Source organism: Vibrio ruber DSM 16370 (assembly GCF_900163965.1).
In the GTDB taxonomy this organism is placed as follows: domain Bacteria; phylum Pseudomonadota; class Gammaproteobacteria; order Enterobacterales; family Vibrionaceae; genus Vibrio; species Vibrio ruber.
Window position 1 is genome coordinate 1 of sequence record NZ_FULE01000067.1, and the last position, 22,620, is coordinate 22,620.

General features: G+C 44.5%; 15 protein-coding genes and 1 pseudogene. 6 read left to right on the forward strand and 10 right to left on the reverse strand.

What is annotated here, in order from left to right:
- A pseudogene (locus VR7878_RS21320) lies at positions 1–224 on the forward strand (IS4 family transposase); the annotation flags it as partial.
- A gap of 242 nt (positions 225–466) precedes the next feature.
- On the opposite strand, the gene argF reads toward VR7878_RS21320, so the two are convergent.
- The 6 genes from argF to VR7878_RS19290 form a co-directional block, all read right to left on the reverse strand.
- Positions 467–1,471 (reverse strand): ornithine carbamoyltransferase, encoded by a 1,005-nt coding sequence (gene argF / locus VR7878_RS19265; RefSeq protein WP_077337608.1) that lies wholly within the window; start codon positions 1,469–1,471, stop codon positions 467–469.
- A gap of 274 nt (positions 1,472–1,745) precedes the next feature.
- A complete protein-coding gene (locus tag VR7878_RS19270; protein WP_205409494.1) occupies positions 1,746–2,630 on the reverse strand; it encodes a PRD domain-containing protein in 885 nt (294 codons plus the stop codon).
- Positions 2,631–2,689: 59 nt separating this feature from the next.
- Positions 2,690–4,543: a beta-glucoside-specific PTS transporter subunit IIABC gene (locus VR7878_RS19275; RefSeq protein WP_077337609.1), complete on the reverse strand. Its 1,854-nt coding sequence runs from the start codon at positions 4,541–4,543 to the stop codon at positions 2,690–2,692.
- 217 nt (positions 4,544–4,760) lie between these two features.
- Entirely contained in the window at positions 4,761–6,149 is a 1,389-nt protein-coding gene (locus VR7878_RS19280; RefSeq protein ID WP_077337610.1) for a glycoside hydrolase family 1 protein, read from the reverse strand.
- 278 nt (positions 6,150–6,427) lie between these two features.
- Positions 6,428–7,804, reverse strand: a complete 1,377-nt coding sequence (locus tag VR7878_RS19285) for a PhoH family protein (RefSeq protein ID WP_077337611.1) — start codon at positions 7,802–7,804, stop codon at positions 6,428–6,430.
- Between the two features lie 62 nt (positions 7,805–7,866).
- A complete protein-coding gene (locus tag VR7878_RS19290; protein ID WP_077337612.1) occupies positions 7,867–8,202 on the reverse strand; it encodes a PIN domain-containing protein in 336 nt (111 codons plus the stop codon).
- 421 nt (positions 8,203–8,623) lie between these two features.
- Between VR7878_RS19290 and rapA the strand changes: the two genes are divergently transcribed.
- Complete coding sequence (gene rapA / locus VR7878_RS19295) at positions 8,624–11,530, forward strand: RNA polymerase-associated protein RapA (RefSeq protein WP_077337613.1); 2,907 nt, start codon at positions 8,624–8,626, stop codon at positions 11,528–11,530.
- 106 nt (positions 11,531–11,636) lie between these two features.
- Here the strand turns inward: rapA and VR7878_RS19300 are convergent, their stop codons facing one another.
- Positions 11,637–12,926: an NRAMP family divalent metal transporter gene (locus VR7878_RS19300; protein WP_077337614.1), complete on the reverse strand. Its 1,290-nt coding sequence runs from the start codon at positions 12,924–12,926 to the stop codon at positions 11,637–11,639.
- A gap of 342 nt (positions 12,927–13,268) precedes the next feature.
- On the opposite strand from VR7878_RS19300, the gene VR7878_RS19305 reads away from it, so the two are divergent.
- From VR7878_RS19305 to VR7878_RS19320, 4 genes are all read left to right on the forward strand, one after another.
- Positions 13,269–14,006: a pseudouridine synthase gene (locus VR7878_RS19305; RefSeq protein WP_077337615.1), complete on the forward strand. Its 738-nt coding sequence runs from the start codon at positions 13,269–13,271 to the stop codon at positions 14,004–14,006.
- A 32-nt stretch (positions 14,007–14,038) separates the two neighbouring features.
- The gene (locus tag VR7878_RS19310; protein ID WP_077337616.1) at positions 14,039–15,001 is read left to right on the forward strand and encodes a D-2-hydroxyacid dehydrogenase; all 963 of its coding nucleotides are present in this window, start codon (positions 14,039–14,041) and stop codon (positions 14,999–15,001) included.
- A 201-nt stretch (positions 15,002–15,202) separates the two neighbouring features.
- On the forward strand, positions 15,203–16,375 hold the full coding sequence (locus VR7878_RS19315) for a YjgN family protein (RefSeq protein ID WP_077337617.1): 1,173 nt from the start codon (positions 15,203–15,205) through the stop codon (positions 16,373–16,375).
- Positions 16,375–17,373: a M48 family metallopeptidase gene (locus tag VR7878_RS19320; protein ID WP_077337618.1), complete on the forward strand. Its 999-nt coding sequence runs from the start codon at positions 16,375–16,377 to the stop codon at positions 17,371–17,373. The genes VR7878_RS19315 and VR7878_RS19320 overlap by 1 nt, the downstream gene beginning before the upstream one ends.
- Positions 17,374–17,484: 111 nt before the next feature.
- Here VR7878_RS19320 and VR7878_RS19325 read toward each other — a convergent pair whose 3' ends face one another.
- The 3 genes from VR7878_RS19325 to pepA form a co-directional block, all read right to left on the reverse strand.
- Positions 17,485–20,346, reverse strand: coding sequence for a valine--tRNA ligase (locus VR7878_RS19325; RefSeq protein WP_077337619.1), 2,862 nt, complete (start codon positions 20,344–20,346; stop codon positions 17,485–17,487).
- Positions 20,347–20,440: 94 nt separating this feature from the next.
- The gene (locus VR7878_RS19330; RefSeq protein ID WP_077337620.1) at positions 20,441–20,890 is read right to left on the reverse strand and encodes a DNA polymerase III subunit chi; all 450 of its coding nucleotides are present in this window, start codon (positions 20,888–20,890) and stop codon (positions 20,441–20,443) included.
- A gap of 67 nt (positions 20,891–20,957) precedes the next feature.
- The gene (gene pepA, locus VR7878_RS19335; protein WP_077337621.1) at positions 20,958–22,469 is read right to left on the reverse strand and encodes a leucyl aminopeptidase; all 1,512 of its coding nucleotides are present in this window, start codon (positions 22,467–22,469) and stop codon (positions 20,958–20,960) included.
- Positions 22,470–22,620: the final 151 nt, after the last annotated feature.

Below are 22,620 nucleotides of genomic sequence, written 5' to 3' on the forward strand. Positions count from 1 at the left end.
ATCAACTCAGTTTTACCAGTTGTTCCATGGCAATCACTCAGTTTTTTGCAACTTTACCGCTGACAAGTCCAGGTAATATCCCAAAACATTATGAATCCTTATTGGAACAAATGAGCTACTTTAAGCTTCCACCAAGGCGGGAAGACAGAACTTACCCAAGGTGGGTAAAGCCAAAACCCAGAAAGTATCCACATAAAAAGAACAATGCCAGTCAGCTTAACTGACTGGCATTACCCCGATCAGGGAGGCTTTCAAAAATAGTAACAAAGGAGAACCATAAGAGGAGGTAAGTGTCTTTGCTTACCCCAATGCAGCGTTGACAAGACTGTGTTACGGAATGACCCCGAACGCTCATGATGTTCCCTCTGAGACAAATTGCTCGGCATTATACGCTTAACTTGATTGAGTGCAAGCGATTACATCGTGTCTGTAAAGAATATATTTCAGTCACTATGAATCGGTGAGGTTAAGCGCCGAGTGTTGCAACCATCACAGCTTTGATCGTGTGCATTCTGTTTTCTGCTTCATCAAATACAATTGAATAATCAGACTCGAAAACTTCTTCTGTCACTTCCAGCCCTTGCATCCCATATTTCTCAGCGATTTCTTTACCGACCACGGTTTCATCATTGTGAAATGCCGGGAGACAATGCATAAATTTAACATGTGGATTGCCAGTTAGCTGAATGGTTTGCATATTGATTTGGTAAGGGGTCATCAATGCGACGCGTTCATCCCAAGCTTCAGGTGCTTCCCCCATCGATACCCACACATCGGTATAGAGAAAATCACACCCTTTGACACCGGCGGCTACATCTTCGGTTAATGTAATGGTTGCTCCGGTTGTTTTGGCAATTTCTTGACAGGTTTTGACGAGCGACTCTTCCGGCCAGAATGATTTAGGTGCTACGAGACGAATATCCATCCCCATTTTAGCTGCACCTACCATCAGTGAATTGCCCATGTTATTACGCGCATCGCCCAGATAGGCAAAGGAGATCTCATAGAGATGTTTGCCACGGCTATGCTCTTGCATGGTGAGGAAGTCAGCCAGAATTTGCGTCGGGTGGAATTCATCGGTCAATCCATTCCAGACGGGGACACCAGCATAAGTTCCCAACTCTTCAACGATAGCCTGACCATAACCACGGTATTGAATACCATCATACATGCGACCGAGAACCCTGGCAGTATCTTTCATCGACTCTTTATGACCGATCTGTGAGCCGGATGGACCAATATAAGAGATCTGTGCACCCTGATCATATGCGGCCACTTCAAACGAACAGCGGGTTCTGGTGGATGATTTTTCAAAAATCAGTGCAATATTTTTGCCCAGCAGCTTTTTCTGTTCAGTGCCGGTATATTTAGCTTTTTTTAAATCTGCTGCCAGATCCAGCAAAAATTGAATCTCGGTTGGCGTAAAATCGAGAAGTTTGAGAAAATTGCGGTTGCGTAAATTAAAAGCCATACTTCAGTCCTGCAAAAGATCACCACGAATGTGGTTAGTAAACCATAGAACCCCCCATTGTGTGAATAAATAGTTTAAAAAAATGGCAAATTATTCATCCTGAACCGCATTTTTGGCTTTTTTAGTGCATATTTTACTATAAATCCAGCCTTAGTTGTTGCCGAGAGGCTGTTGCTTGATTGTGGTGTATCGGTGGCAGGAGAGGGGGAGTCTTTTGCCCATGATTAACGTAACACCTTTCTGTCCCCGATTGACTTTATCGAGCATCAGATCGCTATGAATCGGATAAATTTATGTTACGCACACGCTCTATATGTATGGTTAAAAAGGCTTTTTCATCATAAGTTAGAGTATAACTATGTTTTTTATTTAAATAAGTTTCAATTTTATTCACTGTATTCCAAGATAAGCTTAATCGTTGGTCAATGTCATCATATAAAGATACCTGATCATGATTAACTAGATTCTTATTAGAAAGGCGTTGAGCGAAAGACTTTAAATGTGTCAGTAGGCGTTGATAATTGATATCTTGAACATTCCAATTAATATTTAAATCGTATTTTATAATACTTAATATATCTTTCACTATTTCAGTCTTTTGTATAACATTTTTCATGTTATTTTCACCAGCAGCATTGACAAGATGAAGCGCAATAAAAGCGGCCTCATCTGTTGGTATGTCAAGTTCTAATGTCTTGTTAATCAATGCTAAAGCTTTTTCTCCGACTGAATATGCTAAAGGATAGAATTGCTTAATTTCCCAATAGAATTGATTACGGATAGCCATCCCTTTTCTGTAACGTAACACAGCAAAATTAATATGGTCACAAAGAGATAAAAATAATGTATCTTGAAGCTCTATCTGTAAACTCTCACGTGCCATTTTGACCACTTGATCAGTCAGAGTAAGGTAGATGGGAGGCATCTCTGATAAAATATCAGCAAAGAAATCATGAATACCCCCCTGAGATTTTAAAAAATGGCTTTCAATATCAGACTCTTGGATGATGTCGCCTTTCTTTTTTCCCCATCCGATACCATTACCTAATGCAACAGATTCATTGCCATTATCTGTAATGACTAGCACTGCATTGTTATTTAAAACTCGGTCAATTTTCATCATCTCACCTAAAAAATTCAACAATAACCATCTGTCCATACGATTATTGTTGATTTTACTTACCTAACATTCATTAAGGTTCATTATTGATCGTATTGTCAAGAAGCATGAGGTGTTAAAGTTGATGTTTCTGGCTCTTGAACAGTGCCAATGTTAGTAATTACAAACGGTGTTACAACTTGGTAACCTGCATTGACTATCGAATCTTTATCAAATTCAATTAACAATTGCCCCTCTACAACACGATCACCTTCTTTGACATGCATCGTAAAATATTTGCCTTGTAACTGTATGGTATCAATGCCGACGTGAATCAAAATTTCTGCGCCAGTATCTGAGAGTAATCCAATGGCATGGCCGCTATTATAAGTATGAGCAATTATTCCACTTGTTGGTGCATACACACGTCCTTCTGCCGGTATGATTGCAATGCCATCGCCGACAGCTCCGGATGAAAATACTTTATCATCAACACTTTCCAGTGCAATAACCTCACCTTTAATCGGAAGACTCATCATTTTATCGGCAACGAGTATCTTGTCTCCGACGACTTTCGGTAACTCATTTTTCGCAAGATTAGTCGGTGCAGACCCCTCGGGTTGTTCTTTAGCTGTATTCTGAAAACCAACAATCAAGGTCAGTATAAAACTGACAACAAAAGCGATGAGGCAGCCTAAAATAAATCCAGTGAAGCCCGGACCGTAAAAAATAGGTACTGTTAATAAGCTGGTCATTCCCATAGAAATCGCAGAACTTTGAGCATAGCCGACGATGGCACCACCACAACCTGCTGCAATGACTGCACATATGAATGGTTTTTTCAGCTTCAGCGTTACGCCATAGACTCCGGGCTCGGTAATACCAAATAATGAAGTAATAAAGGCAGCCCCTGCTAAGGCTTTCATTTTTTCATCTTTAGTACGCACCATAACAGCTAACAAGGCACCTGATTGTGAAAATACAGCCGGTCCGGTCGCAGCTTTAAGGTAACTTCGACCAAGAATCGATAAATCGTTGATGAAAAGTGTAACAAAGCCCCAATGAATGCCAAAAATAACAAAGATTTGCCAGAATGCTGCGAATAGTGCACCTGCAATGATTGGGTTAAATTTATATATGGTAACAAAGATATCAGCTACAGCTGTGCTGACAGTTACACTGACTGGGCCAATACACATTAAAGCCAGTGGTACCATGATTGTAACTAACAAAAATGGTGTCACTATATTGCGAATACTATCATGGAATAAATCTTTTAAGTTCTTCTCTAAATAGCTGGTCACCCAGATGCAAAGAATGATTGGAAGCACTGAGCCTGTATATTTCATTAAAATAACAGGGATACCAAAAAATGCCACATCTTGACCGCTCTCATAGAGAGCCTGAATCGTTGGATAGATCATCGCCCCTGCAATAGAAACAGAAACAAAAGTATTGGCACCAAATTTTCTTGAGGAGGTGATTGCTAATAAAACTGGTAAAAAATAAAAAATACTATCAGATGCAGCAGAGAGTATAATATATTCATTTTGTGTACGAGATAGTAGATCCAGTGCCGTCAGAATAGAAAGAACGCCTTTCAGTACACCTGATGCTGCCATGGCACCCAATAATGGTGTAAAAATGGATGAAACAATATCAACTAGCTTTTCTAGTATGTTTCCTGTTGTATCATCATTTGTATTTGTTTTTTTATTTTCGCTCAGGATTGATGAAATAGAACCAAATTCCATATAGACATCTGAAACTCGATTGCCAATAACGACTTGAATTTGTCCAGCAGAGTCAATTGCTGTGATAACGCCGTCGATTTCATTGAGTGCGTTCATGTTTACTTTATTTATATCTACAATTTTAAAACGTAAACGTGTCGCGCAATGAACTAACGAAGCTACATTACTTTCACCACCAACTTCTTGCAAAATGTTGGCAGCTAGCTCTTTAGTGTTCATAAAAATTCCTCTTGATAATAAGGTGCTGAACAAATTGATATATTAAATTCATAAATCTACGAGGGATCGTGTGGCTATGAATTCGATCTAATAGAGCCACAACATTCAATCCCGGTAATTCAAATAATTAGAAAGTTTAAATTTATCTTGTTATATATGCCCTGGATGTCAGGGCATATATCAATTATGTATTGCTATTTTTGACGGCATAAAATGTTTATAAATATTCCCCATTACTTGAGATAACTTTTTTATACCAATAAAAACTGTCTTTGCGTCTACGAATTAAAGTCCCATTTCCTTGATCATCACGATCAACATGAATAAAACCATACCGTTTCTCCATCTGCGCTGTACCGGCACTAACCAGATCGATTGGCCCCCAGCTGGTATAACCCAAAAGCTGAACACCATCTTTTATCGCTTCTTTCACCTGGATAAGATGTTGACGTAAATAGTCAATCCGGTAGTCATCATGGATACTGCCATCTTCTTCAACGACATCTCGTGCACCAAATCCATTCTCTACAATGAAAAGTGGTTTTTGGTAACGATCATACAAATCATTGAGTAAATAACGTAAACCTTCTGGATCAATTTGCCAGCCCCATTCTGATGCTTTTAAGTGCGGGTTGGGAATGAGCCGGATAATATTACCTCGAGAGCCCTCATATTTTTCAGGTTCCCAAGTAGAGCAGCCACTCATGTAATAACTGAAAGAAACAAAGTCAACAGTATTCATTAAATCTGCATAATCACTTTCAGTGATATCAAGATGAATATTATTTTCACTGAAATATCGTTGTATCCATGCCGGATAATCACCACGAACCTGAACGTCACCAAAGAATAACCATTCTCGGTTTTTCTTTTGCATCTCTAACATATCTTTAGGGTGGCATGTCATGGGGTAACGAAGTGCTCCTAATAGCATATTGCCAATTGACGCATCAGGAATGATATCGTGACAAGCTTTTACTGCTCGGGCGCTTGCGACTAACTGATGATGAATTGCCTGATAAATCTGTTGTTCATCAGGGTTACCTTCAAGCCCGACACCTGTGAAAGGAGAGTGAAGAGACATATTAATTTCATTAAAAGTCAGCCAGTACTTCACTTGATTTTTATAGCGATTAAATACCGTTACAGCATATTTTTCAAAATGATCTATCGTTTCTCGATTAATCCATCCACCTAATTTTTTTACCAGACCATATGGCATTTCATAGTGAGATAATGTAATTAAAGGCTGGATATTGTATTTAGCCATCTCGGCAAATAATTGCTCATAAAATGCTAACCCAGCTTCACATGGTTCAGCCTCATCCCCATTGGGATATATTCTTGACCAGGCAATTGATGTCCGTAATACCTTAAAACCCATTTCCGCAAAAAGTTTGATATCTTCCGGGTACTGATGATAAAAATCGATAGCAATATCTTTAATGCACTCTACGTCAGTATCTCTCTGCGTTACCGCACCATGAATACCATTCAGTTGCATATCTGAAGTTGAGACGCCTTTCCCGTTAATGTTCCATGCGCCTTCTACTTGATTCGCGGCTACCGCTCCGCCCCATAAAAAGTCTTCTGGAAAGCCTTTCATCTCGATCTCCCGATTCACTATTCTGTCTTAATTTTTTAAATCCAAAAAAAAACCTGAGATAAACATAGTATTTAACTACGCTTATCTCAGGTTTCGCCCAAAAAGAGGTAACGCCCTTTCCTTTACGTAAACAATAAACAAATCAATAGAACAAAAAAACTGATATGGCATGATTATGTGATAACTATCACAGGGAATAATTAGAGTTTAGGCCTGACTCAACGCAATGGAAGAGGCTCACAATCAAATAAATGGTTGTGAGCCGTTCATATTAAAATTTAGAAGTAGGTTTCTGTGAATTCAGCCAGTGAGCTTCTTTCCACTTCATCAAAAATGAGAATAGACCCTTTTTCATAATTTTTGTAAACATTGACCGCTGCAGATAATCCACTGGATGCGGCACTCACGAATTTATCGTCGATCTGACTTAAGTTACCAAGTAAGATTGTTCTGCAGTTTTTTCCGCCTCTGCTCAGCATCCCTTTAACCTGCGCACGGGTCATATTCTGTGCTTCATCAATGATTAACACGGCATCGTCGAGAGAGCGCCCTCTAAAGTAAGCCATACTTGTAAATTCAATATTGGCGCGTTCGATAATGTGCTCTACTGTTTCGTGAACATTACAATCTTCACCTTCGCCTGAATGCATGGATACGAGGGCATCGGTGATACCGACCATCAGCGGGAGTGATTTTTCTTTTAAATCACCGGGTAAAAAGCCCGGGTCATCATCCATAAAGTCCCGGCTTCTGACGACGACAATTTTTTTATATTGTTTGGTCTCGATTACCTGATGTAATGCAGCGGCTACGGCTAAGAATGTTTTTCCTGAACCGGCGGGGCCAAGCATAATATTGAGATCATAGCTCGGGTCGGTTAATTGATTTAATGCAATTGCCTGTCTCTGATTTTTAGGGCTGATTCCCCATACTTTTCCCAGCTTTTTCGGTAAAAGTTTGGTGATGACATGTGTCGGGGTGACTTGTGTAACCACCCCAATATGATGTTCATCATCAAACCAGTACATATTTTTTTGGACTTCTTCACTAAATAAATGACGATCGAACTGATAATGATCTCCGGAGAGTTTGAAATCTTTATCTGTTTCGATCCGGTTAAATAAGTCACCCTCGAAATATTGCACTCCGGAATAAAGTAAATCGATATCTGTAATTTGGTTATCAATCGGCACATCTTCAGAAAATACGCCAATCGTTCGGGCTTTCAGGCGCATATTAATATCGCGACTGACTAATGAAACTTCTCTGCCTAATTTTTTCTGTAACTGGAATGCAAAGTTAATAATATGATTATCTGCATCACTGCCAATACCATGACGAAGAGACTCTTCAACTTCAATATTGGTATCTACAGCAATAAATAATTTGCCTCTTTTACCGGTTTCACTGGATGGGAGCTCAATACCTGCTTGTAATTCTTCTGCATTATGACCATTGACCAAATCTTCAAGCATGCGGATACAGACACGTGCATCAGCGCTGACCGATTTTTCCCTGCGCTCTTTTAAATTGTCTAACTCTTCCAGTACCGTCAGACAAATATAAACATCATCTTGATATGCGAGTAAACTTTTAGGATCGTGGACTAACGCTGAAGTATCTAAAACCCGGGGAGTGTTGGTTTTTGCTATCATAATATGTTTCCTACATATAATGGAAAGACCGATGTTTCTGCCATCATGATCGATTCAATGATTTAATCTCTGCTGGTCGAGAATAAGCATTGAGTGTTTAACAACTGTATCGTTCGCATGTGTTGTCTGTTGGGGCTCCGATAGTTCAAAGCACGGATTGTGGCTCGGCAATGCCTTGCGGTATCTCGTGGATTGTGGTGAATTCGGGGGCTTTTTTCGGGGACGGTCATCGGGATGACTAAATCATGTTGCTGGAAAGGGGAAATGGTTAGAGGTTCATGGCGGAATATATCGGTATCCGAGACAAATTGTTTCCGGTCAGTATCGCCCATAAGCGTCTCCTTGCCGTCAAGCGGCTTACTGAGAAGAGATCGTTTGCCAGCATTGTCGGGAGTCATACCAGATTGGGTTTGTATGTCTCCGCGACGTACTGCAAACCTTTCAACAAACCTGTTTAACAAACTCAGTTACTGAAAACCGATTTGTTACTACTTTGTTATTTGCTGAGAGCGCTATACCAATTTCATGACCTGATGAAGGGGCTTTCCATTGGGTTGCTCAGCATCAAATTCTGAAAGTCGTGATTCCTTGTATACCGAATGGTGTAAGTATAGCAATCAATTAGTTTACAAATGACATCATTTTTTTACATTTTTATGTCAGGGCACAACTCAGTGGATTTCACGTGACCTGTATCACAGCATCAAGTAAGATGAGCGCCCATTTTCTGCACCTGACTGGAATCATAGTCATAATGATACGGGTTAGTAAGTGGCAGATTTTTAGTGATACTTTGATCAAAAATGAGGTGGTTGATTCATGGCTTTTGCGTTGGGGCAACGTTGGATAAGTGATACCGAAAGCGATTTAGGATTAGGAACTGTGGTGGCATTAGATGACAGAACCGTCACATTAATGTTTGCTGCATCAGAAGAGAATCGTGTTTATGCACGCCACGATGCACCGGTCACCCGAGTTATTTTTCATGCCGGTGATACAGTCGATTGCCAAGAAGGATGGACGCTCCTGATTGAAGAGGTGAGCGAAGAAGGTGGGGTACTCACTTATATCGGTACGCGTCAGGATACGCAGGAACCGCATGTTGAGCTGCGAGAAATATTTTTAAGTCACCAAATCCGCTTTAATAAACCTCAAGATAAGCTGTTTGCCGGTCAAATTGATCGGATGGACAATTTCGCCCTGCGTTACCGCGCATTACTCAATCAGCATCAACAGCATAAAAGTCCGATGCGTGGCCTGTGTGGCGGCCGTGTCGGTTTGATTGCTCACCAACTTTACATTGCCTATGAAGTCGGGCGGCGTCATGCCCCTCGCGTACTTCTGGCGGATGAAGTCGGCCTGGGGAAAACCATTGAAGCGGGGATGATCATTCATCAACAAGTATTGGCGGGGCGGGCAGAAAGAATTCTGGTCGTAGTCCCTGAAACGCTCCAATATCAGTGGCTGGTTGAAATGATGCGTCGCTTCAACCTGCATTTCTCTATTTTTGATGAAGAACGCTGTATCGAGTCTCAGAGTGAGGGTGACAATCCGTTTGAGACGCAACAGTATGTGCTCTGTTCTCTCGATTTCCTGCGTCAGTATCCTCATCGTTTCAGTCAGGCGAAAGCCGCTAACTGGGATTTGATGGTCGTCGATGAAGCGCACCATCTGGCGTGGGAGGTTGATCAGCCGAGCCTTGAATATCAGATTGTTGAGGCATTGGCACAACAGATTTCCGGTGTGCTGTTGTTGACGGCAACACCGGAACAGCTTGGCCGGGAAAGTCATTTTGCCCGGTTACGTTTGTTAGACCCTGATCGCTTTTATGACTTTGAAACATTTATTCAAGAAGAAGCTTCTTATGAACCGGTGGCTGAAGCTGTGTCTGAATTGGCTGAAGACCGGACGTTATCTGATGAATCGAAAAACCATATTGTCGAGTTGCTTTCTGAGCAGGATGTTGAACCGTTGTTCCGGATTATTGACGGCAATACCAGTGATGAAGATAAGGTCAGTGCGAGAGATGAGTTAATTGGTAATTTGATGGATCGTCATGGCACCGGGCGAGTCCTGTTTCGGAATACGCGAGCATCGATTCAGGGATTTCCACAACGCTATGTCAATCTGATTCCGCTGACTCAGCCTCAAGAGTATATCGACTTTATTGATCAATATATTGCTTCGCTTGACTCAGACCACCGCCTGAAAATCGAAAGCGGGATGTTCCCGGAGAGTGCTTATCATGCTCAGGCGCATAGTTCGCAAGTGTGGTGGATGTTTGATCCGCGTGTGAGCTGGTTGATCGAGAAAGTAAAATCGAAGCGTAGTGATAAAATTTTAGTGATCGCTGCGAAAGCAGAAACGGCGTTGCAGATTGAACAGGCACTACGTGAGCGAGAAGGGATTCGGGCCACGGTTTTCCATGAAGGTATGTCGATCATTGAGCGCGATAAAGCTGCGGCTTATTTTGCTCAGGATGAAGGCGGAGCACAGGTTCTGGTGTGTAGTGAAATTGGTTCTGAAGGCCGAAATTTCCAGTTTGCCAGCCAGCTGGTCATGTTTGATTTACCGATGAACCCTGATCTGTTGGAACAGCGCATCGGACGTCTGGATCGGATTGGTCAAAAGCAGGATGTTGAGATTCATGTTCCTTACTTACAGGGCACATCACAGGAAGTCATTGCCCGTTGGTATCATGAAGGCTTGAATGCTTTTGCTGAAACCTGTCCGACAGGGAATGCGGTATTTGAATCTTGCGCTGAACGTTTGATGGCACTATTGGCTTCATCAGATGAGTATTCACTGGAAGATTTAATCACCGATGCCCGCAAGATGAATCATGACTTGAAAGCTGCGTTGGAACACGGACGGGATCGTTTGCTGGAAATGCACTCTCATGGAGGGGAAAAAGCGGAACAGATTGTCCGTGAAATTGCGGCAAATGACGGTGATACCGAGCTGGTTGCTTTTGCACTGAACCTGTTTGATACCATTGGATTGAATCAGGATGACCGTGGTGAACATACGCTGGTGGTGACACCTTCTGAACATATGATGGTTCCGAGCTATCCGGGATTACCATATGAAGGCGCAACGATTACTTTCGAGCGGGAAACCGCACTCTCCCGCGAAGATATTCATTTTATGACGTGGGAACACCCGATGATTCAGGGCGGAATTGATTTACTCCTGAGTGAGGGCGTCGGGACATCAGCCGTTTCTTTGTTGAAAAATAAAGCTCTGCCGGTCGGAACGATTTTACTTGAGTTAGTCTACGTCGTGGATGCTCAGGCGCCCAAACGCAGTGGTATCGGTCGTTTCTTGCCGAAAACGCCAATCCGTCTGATGTTAGATGCGCAAGGTAACGACTTGTCATCTCAGGTGCCATTCGAAGGATTCAACCGTCAGCTGAGCCCGGTCAATCGCCATTTAGCGAATAAGCTGGTGACCTCCGTTCAACAAGATGTTCACCAACTGATTCAGACCAGTGAAGTTGTGGTGCAGGAGAAGGTGGAGAGTATCCGACAAGCCGCGCAACAGGAGATGGAATCAGTATTAAATCGTGAACTCGAACGCTTACAGGCGCTTAAAGCGGTCAATTCGAATATTCGTGATGAAGAAATTGAGATTCTGGGCAACCAGATTTCAGCGTTGTCGGTACTGATTCAGCAGGCGCAGTATCAGTTGGACTCATTACGCCTCATCGTGGTTTCCCATCAGTAAGTCGTATTCCTCTCGATATGAAAAAGCTCAATATGAAAAAGCTCAATATGAATAAAGCCATCAGTCATGATGGCTTTATTCATATTCAGGGGTGGTAAGTCAGTGCTTACATAAACCATTTCCACCAGAGGAAGAGAGCAAGGAAGCCAAACAGATAAATCAGCCCCGCGATCGACAACCATTTCATTTTAGGGCCGAGTGACAGTGATTCTGGCAACGGTGTTCTGGTGACCAAAATATAGTTGAGCAGCGCAAAAACGGGGGTCGTAACGAAGGCCATGATCATGGCAAAATTCAGCATCGGCAGTAAGGCGGACTTAGCAAAAGCGAGAATACTCAGGGCTGCGACCGAAACAATCAGCATCCAAGGAGACAGATAACGATGTTTTTTCTCATCGGCTTTCTTATCCGCTGTATCTTGTTTTAACAGACGTTGTGATTCTGCAATCACCCGTGAATAGCCGTCGATGACGGTAATCGTACTGCCAAAAATACAGAAGAAAGCGATCACAGCAATCAGGTAGCGAGCCCATTCACCAATAGTTGAGGCGTATAAGTTAACGAGCTGATGCGTAAATCCAATCCCTGATTTGGACAGTTCGGTTCCTGTGCCATGAATCAGTAATGCACCGAGAGCAAGAAAGACGATTGCCAGAATTGCTGTGCCGATATAGCCGACATTAAAATCGAACAGCGCTGATTTCGGCGTGACATCCTGCTGAGTACACTGATTTTTCAACCAAATCGAGGTGAGACTTGAGATTTCAATCGGTGCCGGCATCCATCCCATGGTGACAACCAGAAAGCCAATTGCCGCAAGTGTCCAGGGCGATGGATCGGGTGCGTCGGCAACTGTGGCGACAGGGTGACCAATGGCAATCACAACCGCGGACAGGGTGGCAATGGTGAGAATCGCCATAATGATTTTCGCCAGTGAATCGAGCGCTTTGTAGTGGCCGGCGAATAAAATGATCAAACAGGTGGCGACGACAATGGTTGATAGTGCCAGACTGGATAATTCAAACGGCATGAAATACCCCAACAGGCTGGCACTAAAAAGTGTCAGGGCTGCGGTATTGATTACTGCTGAAATGATACTCAGCAGCATAAAAATCCAAAGATAAGGTTTACCGAGTTGGGCATAGCCATGAACCAGACATTCCCCGGTGCCCATCGTATATTGAACACCTGCCCGGAAAAAAGGGTATTTAAACAGATTCACGAGCAAGATTAAGGCTGCCAGTTGCCAGCCATAGATTGCACCGGCTTTGGTTGAGGCCACTAGATGAGATCCACCGACGGCAGCGGCAGCCATCATAATTCCGGGACCGAGTGACTTGATTGCTCTGGACAATGAAGATCCCTGCAAAGAGGGATAAGCGGCAGCATTTTCCATTCTTGTTCCTTAGTTTGTAGCAATTGTTAGCAGCAATGTTGTGTTGTTTTTGTGTTGTGTATTGACGCTATCGTTCGTGACGGACGACAGACTGATAATGCACGCTGTATTCTGCATGCGTGTCTTTGTTGTTTTGTCAATAACCCCATCAATATCACATTTGTCGTATGTGTCAATTTATATAGACATAAATGTTAAAAAATGGGACAAATCATGTCGTGGTATGATCACTTGATGGGGATTTACCCATCGTGACATCCATAATGAGGCCGTCCAATCCGACTGCATCTTGCGATAGTTTCGGTATATAATGCAGCGCGTTTTTTCTCTAGAGATGCTGATATGGCAATGACATCGTACACGCCTCCGACCACACCGTGGACGGAGGTTATTTATCAAGACGAGCATATTTTGGCGGTCAATAAACCTGCCGGTTTGCTTTCTGTACCCGGTAAAGAGCCGGAACACTACGACAGTATGTGGAGTCGCTTGGTGGATGAGTATCCGGAGATTCAGGTGGTTCACCGTCTGGATATGGCGACGTCCGGGCTGATGTTGTTTGCTAAGAATAAACATGTAGAAAGTGCGTTGAAAAAACAGTTTCAATATCGATTAACACATAAAGTCTATTACGCACGGGTGTGGGGCAATGTCGAGCCTGATGAGGGGGAAGTTGATTTACCGTTGATCTGTGACTGGCCGAATCGCCCCCGGCAGAAGGTCTGTTTTGAAACCGGTAAGCCTTCCCGGACTTTATTTCAGGTGGTTGCCAGAGAGGCGTTGACGACCGTCGTTCGTCTTTTTCCTGTCACTGGGCGTTCTCATCAGTTGCGGGTTCACATGCTTGCGATTGGTCATCCGATCGTCGGTGATGAGTTTTATGCGCCTGAAGCTGCCAGATCATTTGCAGCGCGTCTCCATTTACATTCAGCAGAACTGAGCTTCTATCATCCTAAAAATCATTGGTTACGACGTATATTTGTGCCGTGTGAATTTTATCCGGCAGCAGAAGAGGTTATTTACGAACATTTTGACCCGGAGAGAAAACTACCTGATTATAAGACATTGCCGAGGCCATAGTCGCCTCCTCAACTCAGAATCAGGAGAACAGGATGTCATTACCACAAGTCGTATTTGTCGATCACGCCACCATTCCACCTCATATTCATTTTCCTGAGCTTCCTTTTGAACATCAGTGGGTGAGTTATGATGAAACATCACCGGCACAATTACTGGAAAGAGTGCGGGACGCCGATATTATCATTACCAATAAAGTGGTGCTCAATGCTGAGTTACTCTCTCAGCTTCCCAGGTTACGTTTGATTGCTGTCGCGGCAACCGGGGTGAACAATGTGGATATCGAATATTGCCGTGCACACGACATTGCTGTGACCAATGTACAAGGATATGCGACCCGTTCTGTCCCGGAGCATGTGATCGGGATGATATTCGCACTCCGGCGTCATTTGATGGCCTATCATCATGATATTGCCCGCGGAGAGTGGCAACAGCGACGTCAGTTCTGCTTTTTCACGCATCCGATTGGTGATGTGGCCGGTAGCACACTCGGTATTATCGGTCATGGCACGCTGGGGCAAGCAACCGCTGAACTGGCCCGCGCTGTGGGGATGCAGGTTATCTTTGCCGAGCGTAAAGGCGCTTCTGGTTGCCGGGAGGGATTTTTACCGTTTGAAACGGTATTAGGGCAGGCCGATGTGATTTCACTACACTGTCCTTTAACTGAAGAAACCCGTTATTTGCTCGGTGCGGATGAGCTATCCATGATGAAAGCGAATGCGATTCTGATCAATACCGGTAGAGGTGGTCTGGTGGATGAAGCTGCACTGGTCGATGCTTTGCTGTCAGGTGCTATCGCTGCCGCCGGTGTTGATGTATTTACTCAGGAGCCTGCCGACCAGCACAATCCACTATTGGCAAATATTGATTTACCGAACCTGTTATTAACACCGCATATCGCTTGGGGAAGTGACTCTGCAATTTTGCAACTGGTTCAGCGGTTAGTTGACAATATCGCGGCATTTCATCAAGGGAAACAGCAGAATCGGGTTGTTTAGCCCGTATGAACATCACCTCAACTGAGAAAATTGGGATATTGATGTGCTATTTTTTGGCAAAGCTTCTCACATTCATACGCTCGTCATCCGGATACGTGCAGAATATTCGTATTGTTGATAATATTGCCACTTTATATGATGTGCCCGAATGAGCTCGATAGTCATTCGGGAATATATTAAATGTAACGTCAGGATTGACTCATGAATGAAAATAATACTGTGAATCCTCTCCGTTTTAATGGGCGGACTGGGGAGTTTTTTGGCATTTGGATTGTGAATATTTTGCTTTCCGTAGTGACATTGGGAATCTATTCCGCTTGGGCGAAAGTGAGAACAAAACGCTATTTTTATGGCAACACATATCTCGCGAAAGATAACTTTGAATATCACGGCACGCCGAAACAAATCCTCAAAGGACGAGCTGTGGCCATGTTATGTTTATTAATTTGGGTGATGCTCAGTTCCGTGTCTGAAGTGGCGTCTGGTCTCTTATTAATCTTATTTTATCTGGTGTTGCCTTGGATGGTATGGAGCAATGTTCGCTTTGACGCAGCCATGACCAGTTATCGAAATACTCACTTTGCTTTTGCCGGCTCGCTCAAACAAGCTTATCTCACATTTATGGGGCGCGGTGTTGTTGCAATTCTCGCTTTTCTTCTGGGTATCGGCTGTATTGTAGCGATCACTCGTATGGTCAATAGTGTCTCTGTCATGGGCGTCATGGTGATTGCTTTTATTGCGCTGTGTGCATTTATTCAGGCATGGGTCATGACCGGAGTATGGCATTATTTGATGAATGGATACCGATACGGCAATGCGAGTTTTTCCGCGGTGCTGGCGAGTAAAAAACTCTTTTTCATCAACTTAGGTGCGATTGGTATTTTTATCGGCGGTGCACTGATTCTGTCCGTGTTTATCGGTATTTTCTTTTATTCAGCCGTCATGAATATCATCATGAATATGGAGAATATGATGTATTCCGGTGATAACTCTATGTTCGTCGGCATCATCTTCGGGTATTTGTTATTTATCGTACTGGGGATGATTTCTGCTGCTTATATGAGTGTCCGGATTCGAAACTACGTTTTTTCTCAAACCTCTGTTTCATTGAATGAGCAGTCAATTCAGCTCAATTCCAGCTTCTCCGTGCTGAAGTATGTTGGTTTATTATTGACGAACATGTTGGGCTTAATTTTCACACTAGGGTTAGCGCATCCGTGGGTGAAAGTTCGGATGGCGAAGTATGCCGCTGAACAGACTCAGGTGTTCGGTGATTTAGATATCATCGAAGCAGTGGACCAAGACTCTGATGTGCGTTCTGCATTGGGTGATGAGTTGGTTCAAGCCTTTGATATCAATTTAGGAATTGGATAATGCGAGTCACAGGGGCGGCTTATCCGCCCCGTTTATCACAGCGGTGTACTGCGGACATTGACATCTCCGGGGAACAGATCGAGCTGTATTGTGATAACGAGTTGGTCAGTCAGACTTCATTTGAGCAGCTGACGCTGAGTGATAGTGTCGGCAATCTGCCCGTGCGGGTCTCTTTTCCCGACGGATGGGTTTTTGTCCCCGAACAGAATAAAGATATTGATTGTCTGCTGCAGAAGAAGGGCAGGAAGTCGCTCAGAATCCGCAAGATTGAGTCGAATCTATGGCTGATCTTGGTGAGTATTATTTTCTGTGTGGCGATGTTGTTTGCCGGTTATCGTTATGGGATTCCGTGGTTCAGCCATTATGCAGCCCGAATGTTACCTGAGCGTGTCCCTGCCTTTGTCGGAGAAAAAATCCTTGAGCAGCTGGATGAACAGTTTGAAACGAGTCATATCCCCGCGAAGCAGCAACAAGCAATTCGAGCACGGGTTGATTTACTCCAACAACAGCTCCCGCCGATGCCTTTCCCGGTTAAGATTGAATTTCGTGATAGTGAGATAGCCAACGCATTCGCTTTGCCCGGCGGTACAATCGTACTCCTTGACCCTTTGGTTGAGTTGGCAGAGAGTGATCAGCAACTCGATGGTGTGATTTTACATGAGATGGGGCACGTTTATCATCGTCATATGATGACGCGGTTGGTTGAATCGAGCCTGACAGCAGTAGTCGTTGCTTCGTTGACAGGAGATACCTCGGGAGTTGTTCATCAGATGATCGGTGCCGGTGTCTTTGTCATGAATACTGGCTTATCTCGTGATATGGAGCGTCAGGCCGATCAATTTGCTAAACAGGCAATGTTGAAAATCTATCATACCAGTGAGCCCATGGCAGCGATGTTTGAATTGCTTCGACAGCAGCGTCACATACAACATATGCCGGACTGGTTGAGTTCGCATCCTAATTTCTCTGAACGGATTGAATCGATGCGTCAGCCATAAGGAAGTGACCAATTTTGCTTTCAGCGATGACTTAAGATGACGATTCGTTTCGGGAGATAGAATAAAAAAACAGCGGCATTGCCGCTGTTTTTGTGTCTGGAGTACCGGAGATTACAGTGCTGCAATCGTCGTTTGCTGCTCTTCTAATTTCACCAGTGCTTCCTGATAACCTGCCAGTTTTTCACGTTCTTTGGCAACAACAGCTTCCGGAGCTTTAGCGACAAAACCTTCATTGCCGAGCTTGCCTTCAATCCGTTTGATTTCACCCTGAGTTCTGGTTATCTCTTTAGCGAGACGATCCAACTCTGCGGCTTTATCAATCAAACCGGCCATCGGAATCATGAGTTCAGACTTGCCGACTAACGCAGTTGCACATGCCGGTGTCTCTTCATCTGCTGCCAGGATGCGCACATCTTCCAGTTTTGCCAGAGATGTTAAGACCTGTTGGTTTGCAACCAGACGAGCTGCATCATTTTCATCGGCAGCTTTGAGCATGACAGATAATGGTTTACCCGGATTAATATCGTACTCTGCACGCAGGTTACGAATGCTGGTAATAAAGGCTTTTACCCATTCAATGTCATTCAGCGCTTTTTGGTGGAAGTTTGCTTCATCATATTGTGGCAATGCCTGCAACATGATGGTTTCCCCTTCAATTCCTGCAACAAGAGGTTTGACACTTTTCCAGATGGCTTCAGTAATATAAGGAATCACCGGATGTGCGAGACGCAGTGTTTTTTCCAGCACCGTAATCAGAGTGCGGCGGGTGGCACGTTGCTGATTTTCTGTTCCTTTCCACAAAATGGGTTTCGTCAGTTCCAGATACCAGTCGCAGAATTGGTTCCAAATAAACTCGTACAGTGTATTCGCTGCCATATCGAGGCGGAAGTTATCAATATGGAGATTAAAGTTTTTGGCTGCCAGCTCAAACTGAGACTCGATCCATTGATCGGCCAGCGAGAATTCAAGCTGTGCATCCGGTGCAAATCCGCAATCCTGATCTTCGGTATTCATCAGTACGTAGCGGCTGGCATTCCAGAGTTTGTTACAGAAGTTCCGGTAACCTTCAAGACGCTTCATATCCCAGTTGATATCGCGTCCGGTTGACGCCATGGCTGCCAGCGTGAAACGCAGTGCATCTGTACCGTAAGCCTCGATACCATTTTCGAAAGTCTTGCGGGTATTCTTCTCGATTTTAGCGGCCAGTTGGGGCTGCATCATATTGCCAGTCCGCTTGGTGACCAGTGACTCAAGGTCAATCCCGTCGATCATATCGATAGGATCCAACACATTCCCCTTGGACTTCGACATTTTATCGCCGTTTTCGTCGCGAATCAGGCCGGTAACGTAGACTGTTTTAAACGGAACCTGTGGTTTGCCATTTTCATCTTTGATGAAATGCATCGTCATCATGATCATCCGGGCAACCCAGAAGAAAATAATATCGAAACCAGTCACCAGAACATCTGACGGATGATACATTTTGAGTTCAGGGGTTTGCTCCGGCCATCCCAGCGTCCCGAAGGTCCACAGGGCAGAAGAGAACCACGTATCCAACACGTCTTCATCTTGATGGAGTTCTACATCCGCAGCAAGCGCATGTTTGCTCCGCACTTCTTCTTCATGACGACCAACGTAGACATTTCCCTGATTGTCGTACCATGCCGGAATACGATGTCCCCACCAGAGCTGACGTGAAATACACCAGTCCTGAATATCGCGCATCCAGGAGAAATACATATTTTCGTACTGTTTAGGGACAAACTGAATTTCACCGTCTTCAACCGCTTTGGTGGCAACATCTGCCAGCGGCGCCGTACGAACATACCATTGGTCGGTCAGCATCGGTTCGATGACCACACCACCACGATCGCCATATGGAATCGTCAAATCGTGATCTTTGATCGCTTCAAGTAAACCAAGCGACTCAAATTCAGCCACAATCAGCTTACGGGCTGCAAACCGCTCAACGCCTTGATATTTCTCCGGTAAATCAGATGGATAATCTTCGCTGGCTTCTCCTTTGCTGGTGAAGACTTCAGCAGCCTGACGGATATTGGCATCGAAGGTAAAAATGTTGATCATCGGCAGGTTATGGCGCTTGCCGACTTCATAGTCATTGAAGTCATGCGCGGGCGTGATTTTTACACAGCCGGTTCCTTTTTCCATATCGGCATGTTCATCACCGACAATTGGAATGCGACGATTGACGATTGGCAGCATGATATGTTTGCCGATCAGATCCTGATAACGCGGATCTTCGGGATTGACTGCAACACCGGTATCTCCCAGCATGGTTTCCGGGCGTGTGGTTGCAACCACAATATAGTCATGACCATCTGCTGTTTTCACACCGTCGGCTAACGGATAGCGGAAATGCCACATATGGCCTTTCTTATCTTTGTTTTCAACTTCTAAATCGGAGATAGCCGTATGCAGTTTCGGATCCCAGTTGACCAGACGTTTACCCCGATAGATCAGATCTTCTTCATACAAGCGGATAAAGACTTCCTGAACCGCAGCGTAGAAGCCTTTGTCCATGGTAAAACGCTCACGATCCCAATCAACAGAGGCACCTAAGCGGCGAAGCTGCTGTGTGATGTTTCCACCGGATTCACCTTTCCATTCCCAGATTTTGTCGATGAAGGCATCCCGACCATAGTCGTGTTTGGTTTTTCCTTCTTCGGCGTCGATCTTGCGTTCGACAACCATCTGCGTGGCTATACCGGCATGATCAGTCCCGACTTGCCAGAGGGTATTTTTACCTTTCATACGCTGGCAACGGATCAGTGTATCCATGATGGTATCTTGGAAGGCATGGCCCATATGCAGGCTACCTGTGACGTTCGGTGGCGGAATCATAATGCTATAAGATGCTTTTGATGTGTCACCGTTAGGCTTGAAATAGCCTTGTTTTTCCCAAGTCTGATAGAGAGCTTGTTCAATTGATGTCGGGTTGTATGTCTTTTCCATAGTGCTCTTAGATGGATACTGTCTGAATTAATCGGGATTAAACGTTATGACTGAGGTCTCTGAATGCAGAAAACCTGAGCAATAATGTTTTCAGTTATGGGTAAGCGATTTCAATGGTCTGGAGCTTATACCCGTTTTGACGGTAGATTTTATACCGTTCTCTGGCCAGTTGTCTGGCATTTTTTTCGCAGGGAACGAAGTCTATCACCTCTGTAAAGCGATCCGCAAAGGTTGTCTTGTTTTCTGCCATATTTATGACGATTTGCCGGTTCCGGGACGCAGAGACCTGCGGATAACCAATTTCAATGGGCGTACCATTTTTGGGGCCTTCTCCGACGAGGTTGTGTGCCAGAAAGGTTTCAGCAGGGACTTGCCAGAAAAGCTCCGCAAACAGTTCTGCTTCATCACGGTGATGGCAGTTCAGATAAATTTTTGCTCCTTGTCGGGCAAAATACTGGGCGAGAAACAGCACATATTCCCGAAATCCTTCGGGGTGTGCCTGACGGCTATCGGGTGATATCAGATAAAATGTGGCTGTTTTCATCAGCGTATTGAACCAATATAAAAAATGAAGAGGGGCTGTGCCCCTCTTCTGCTCAGTGAAAATACAGTTACTCTTCGTGCTCGATCAGTCCGCTACGATTGAGTAAAAACTGAACCAGCAGTGGTACAGGGCGTCCGGTTGAACCTTTCAGTGCACCGCTGCGCCATGCTGTTCCGGCAATATCGATATGAGCCCAGTTATACTTCTTGGCAAATTTGGATAAGAAACATCCTGCGGTAATGGCACCGCCCGGACGACCACCGATATTGGCCATATCTGCAAACGGACTTTTCAACTGCTCTTGGTATTCGTCGGTAATCGGCAAGCGCCATGCCCGGTCACTGGATTGCTCCGACGCGTTGATCAACTCATGGGCTAACGGGTTATGATTCGACATCACACCACTGATATGGTGACCCAATGCAATCACGCAGGCACCGGTCAGCGTCGCCACATCAACCACACATTCCGGGTCAAAACGTTCCGCATAGGTCAGTACATCACAGAGCACCAAGCGTCCTTCTGCATCGGTATTCAGCACTTCGACCGTTTGTCCGGACATGGTGGTCAGGATATCTCCGGGGCGATACGCATTACTGCCCGGCATGTTTTCACATCCGGCAAGAATACCTGTCACGTTGAGTGGCAGATTTAACGCAGCAATGGCTTTCATCGTACCGAAAACCGACGCTGCGCCACACATGTCATATTTCATTTCATCCATGGCTTCACCGGGTTTCAATGAAATACCGCCAGAATCAAACGTCAGACCTTTACCGATCAGGACAATCGGTTTGCTTTCCGGATCCGGATGCCCTTTATACTCGATCACCGACATCATCGACTCGTTCTTAGAGCCACGTCCGACGGCAAGGTAGGACGTCATACCGAGTTTTTCCATCTCCTCTTCGCCGATAATTTTCGTAGTGACACTCGGATAATCATCAGCGAGGCGACGCGCCTGAGAAGCCAGATAAGCCGGGTTAGCAATATTAGGTGGCATGTTACCGAGGTCTTTACAGGCATGAATTCCGGAAGAGACCGCTAGGCCATGATTGATCGCTTTCTCACCGAGGCTTAGCTCGCGGCGAGTCGGCACATTGAATACCAGCTTGCGCAGCGGACGGCGCGTTTCAGGTTTGGTACTCTTAAACTGATCAAATGTGTACAGGTTATCTTTGGTTGCTTCGACAGCCTGACGAACCTTCCAGTAGGTATCCCGACTTTTGACATGCAGTTCGGTCAGGAAACATACGGCTTCCATTGAGCCTGTTTCGTTGAGGGTACTAATCGTCTTCTGGATAATTTCCTTGTACTGACGTTCTCCCAATTCTCTTTCTTTCCCGCAGCCAACAAGCAACACGCGTTCGGAAAGAACGCCCGGAACCTGATGCAGCAGAAGCATCTGTCCCGGTTTTCCTTCCAGGTCACCGCGTCGTAGCAATGAACTGATATAGCCATCGCTGATTTTATCAAGCTGTTCAGCAACTGGAGAAAGCCGGCGTGGTTCAAATACTCCGACAACGATACATGCGCTGCGTTGCTTTTCCGGACTGCCGCTTTTTACACTAAACTCCATGCGTACTCCTACATCGTGAAGACAAATAGAACTAAATCGTAGATAATGCACTCTTACTGGCTGAACAACAGCGAAATCCGAATCATTTTTACTCAGCTTCCCGAGAGGCATAAGATTTTAAAAAATACATGTTTCAACGAAAAATTATAGT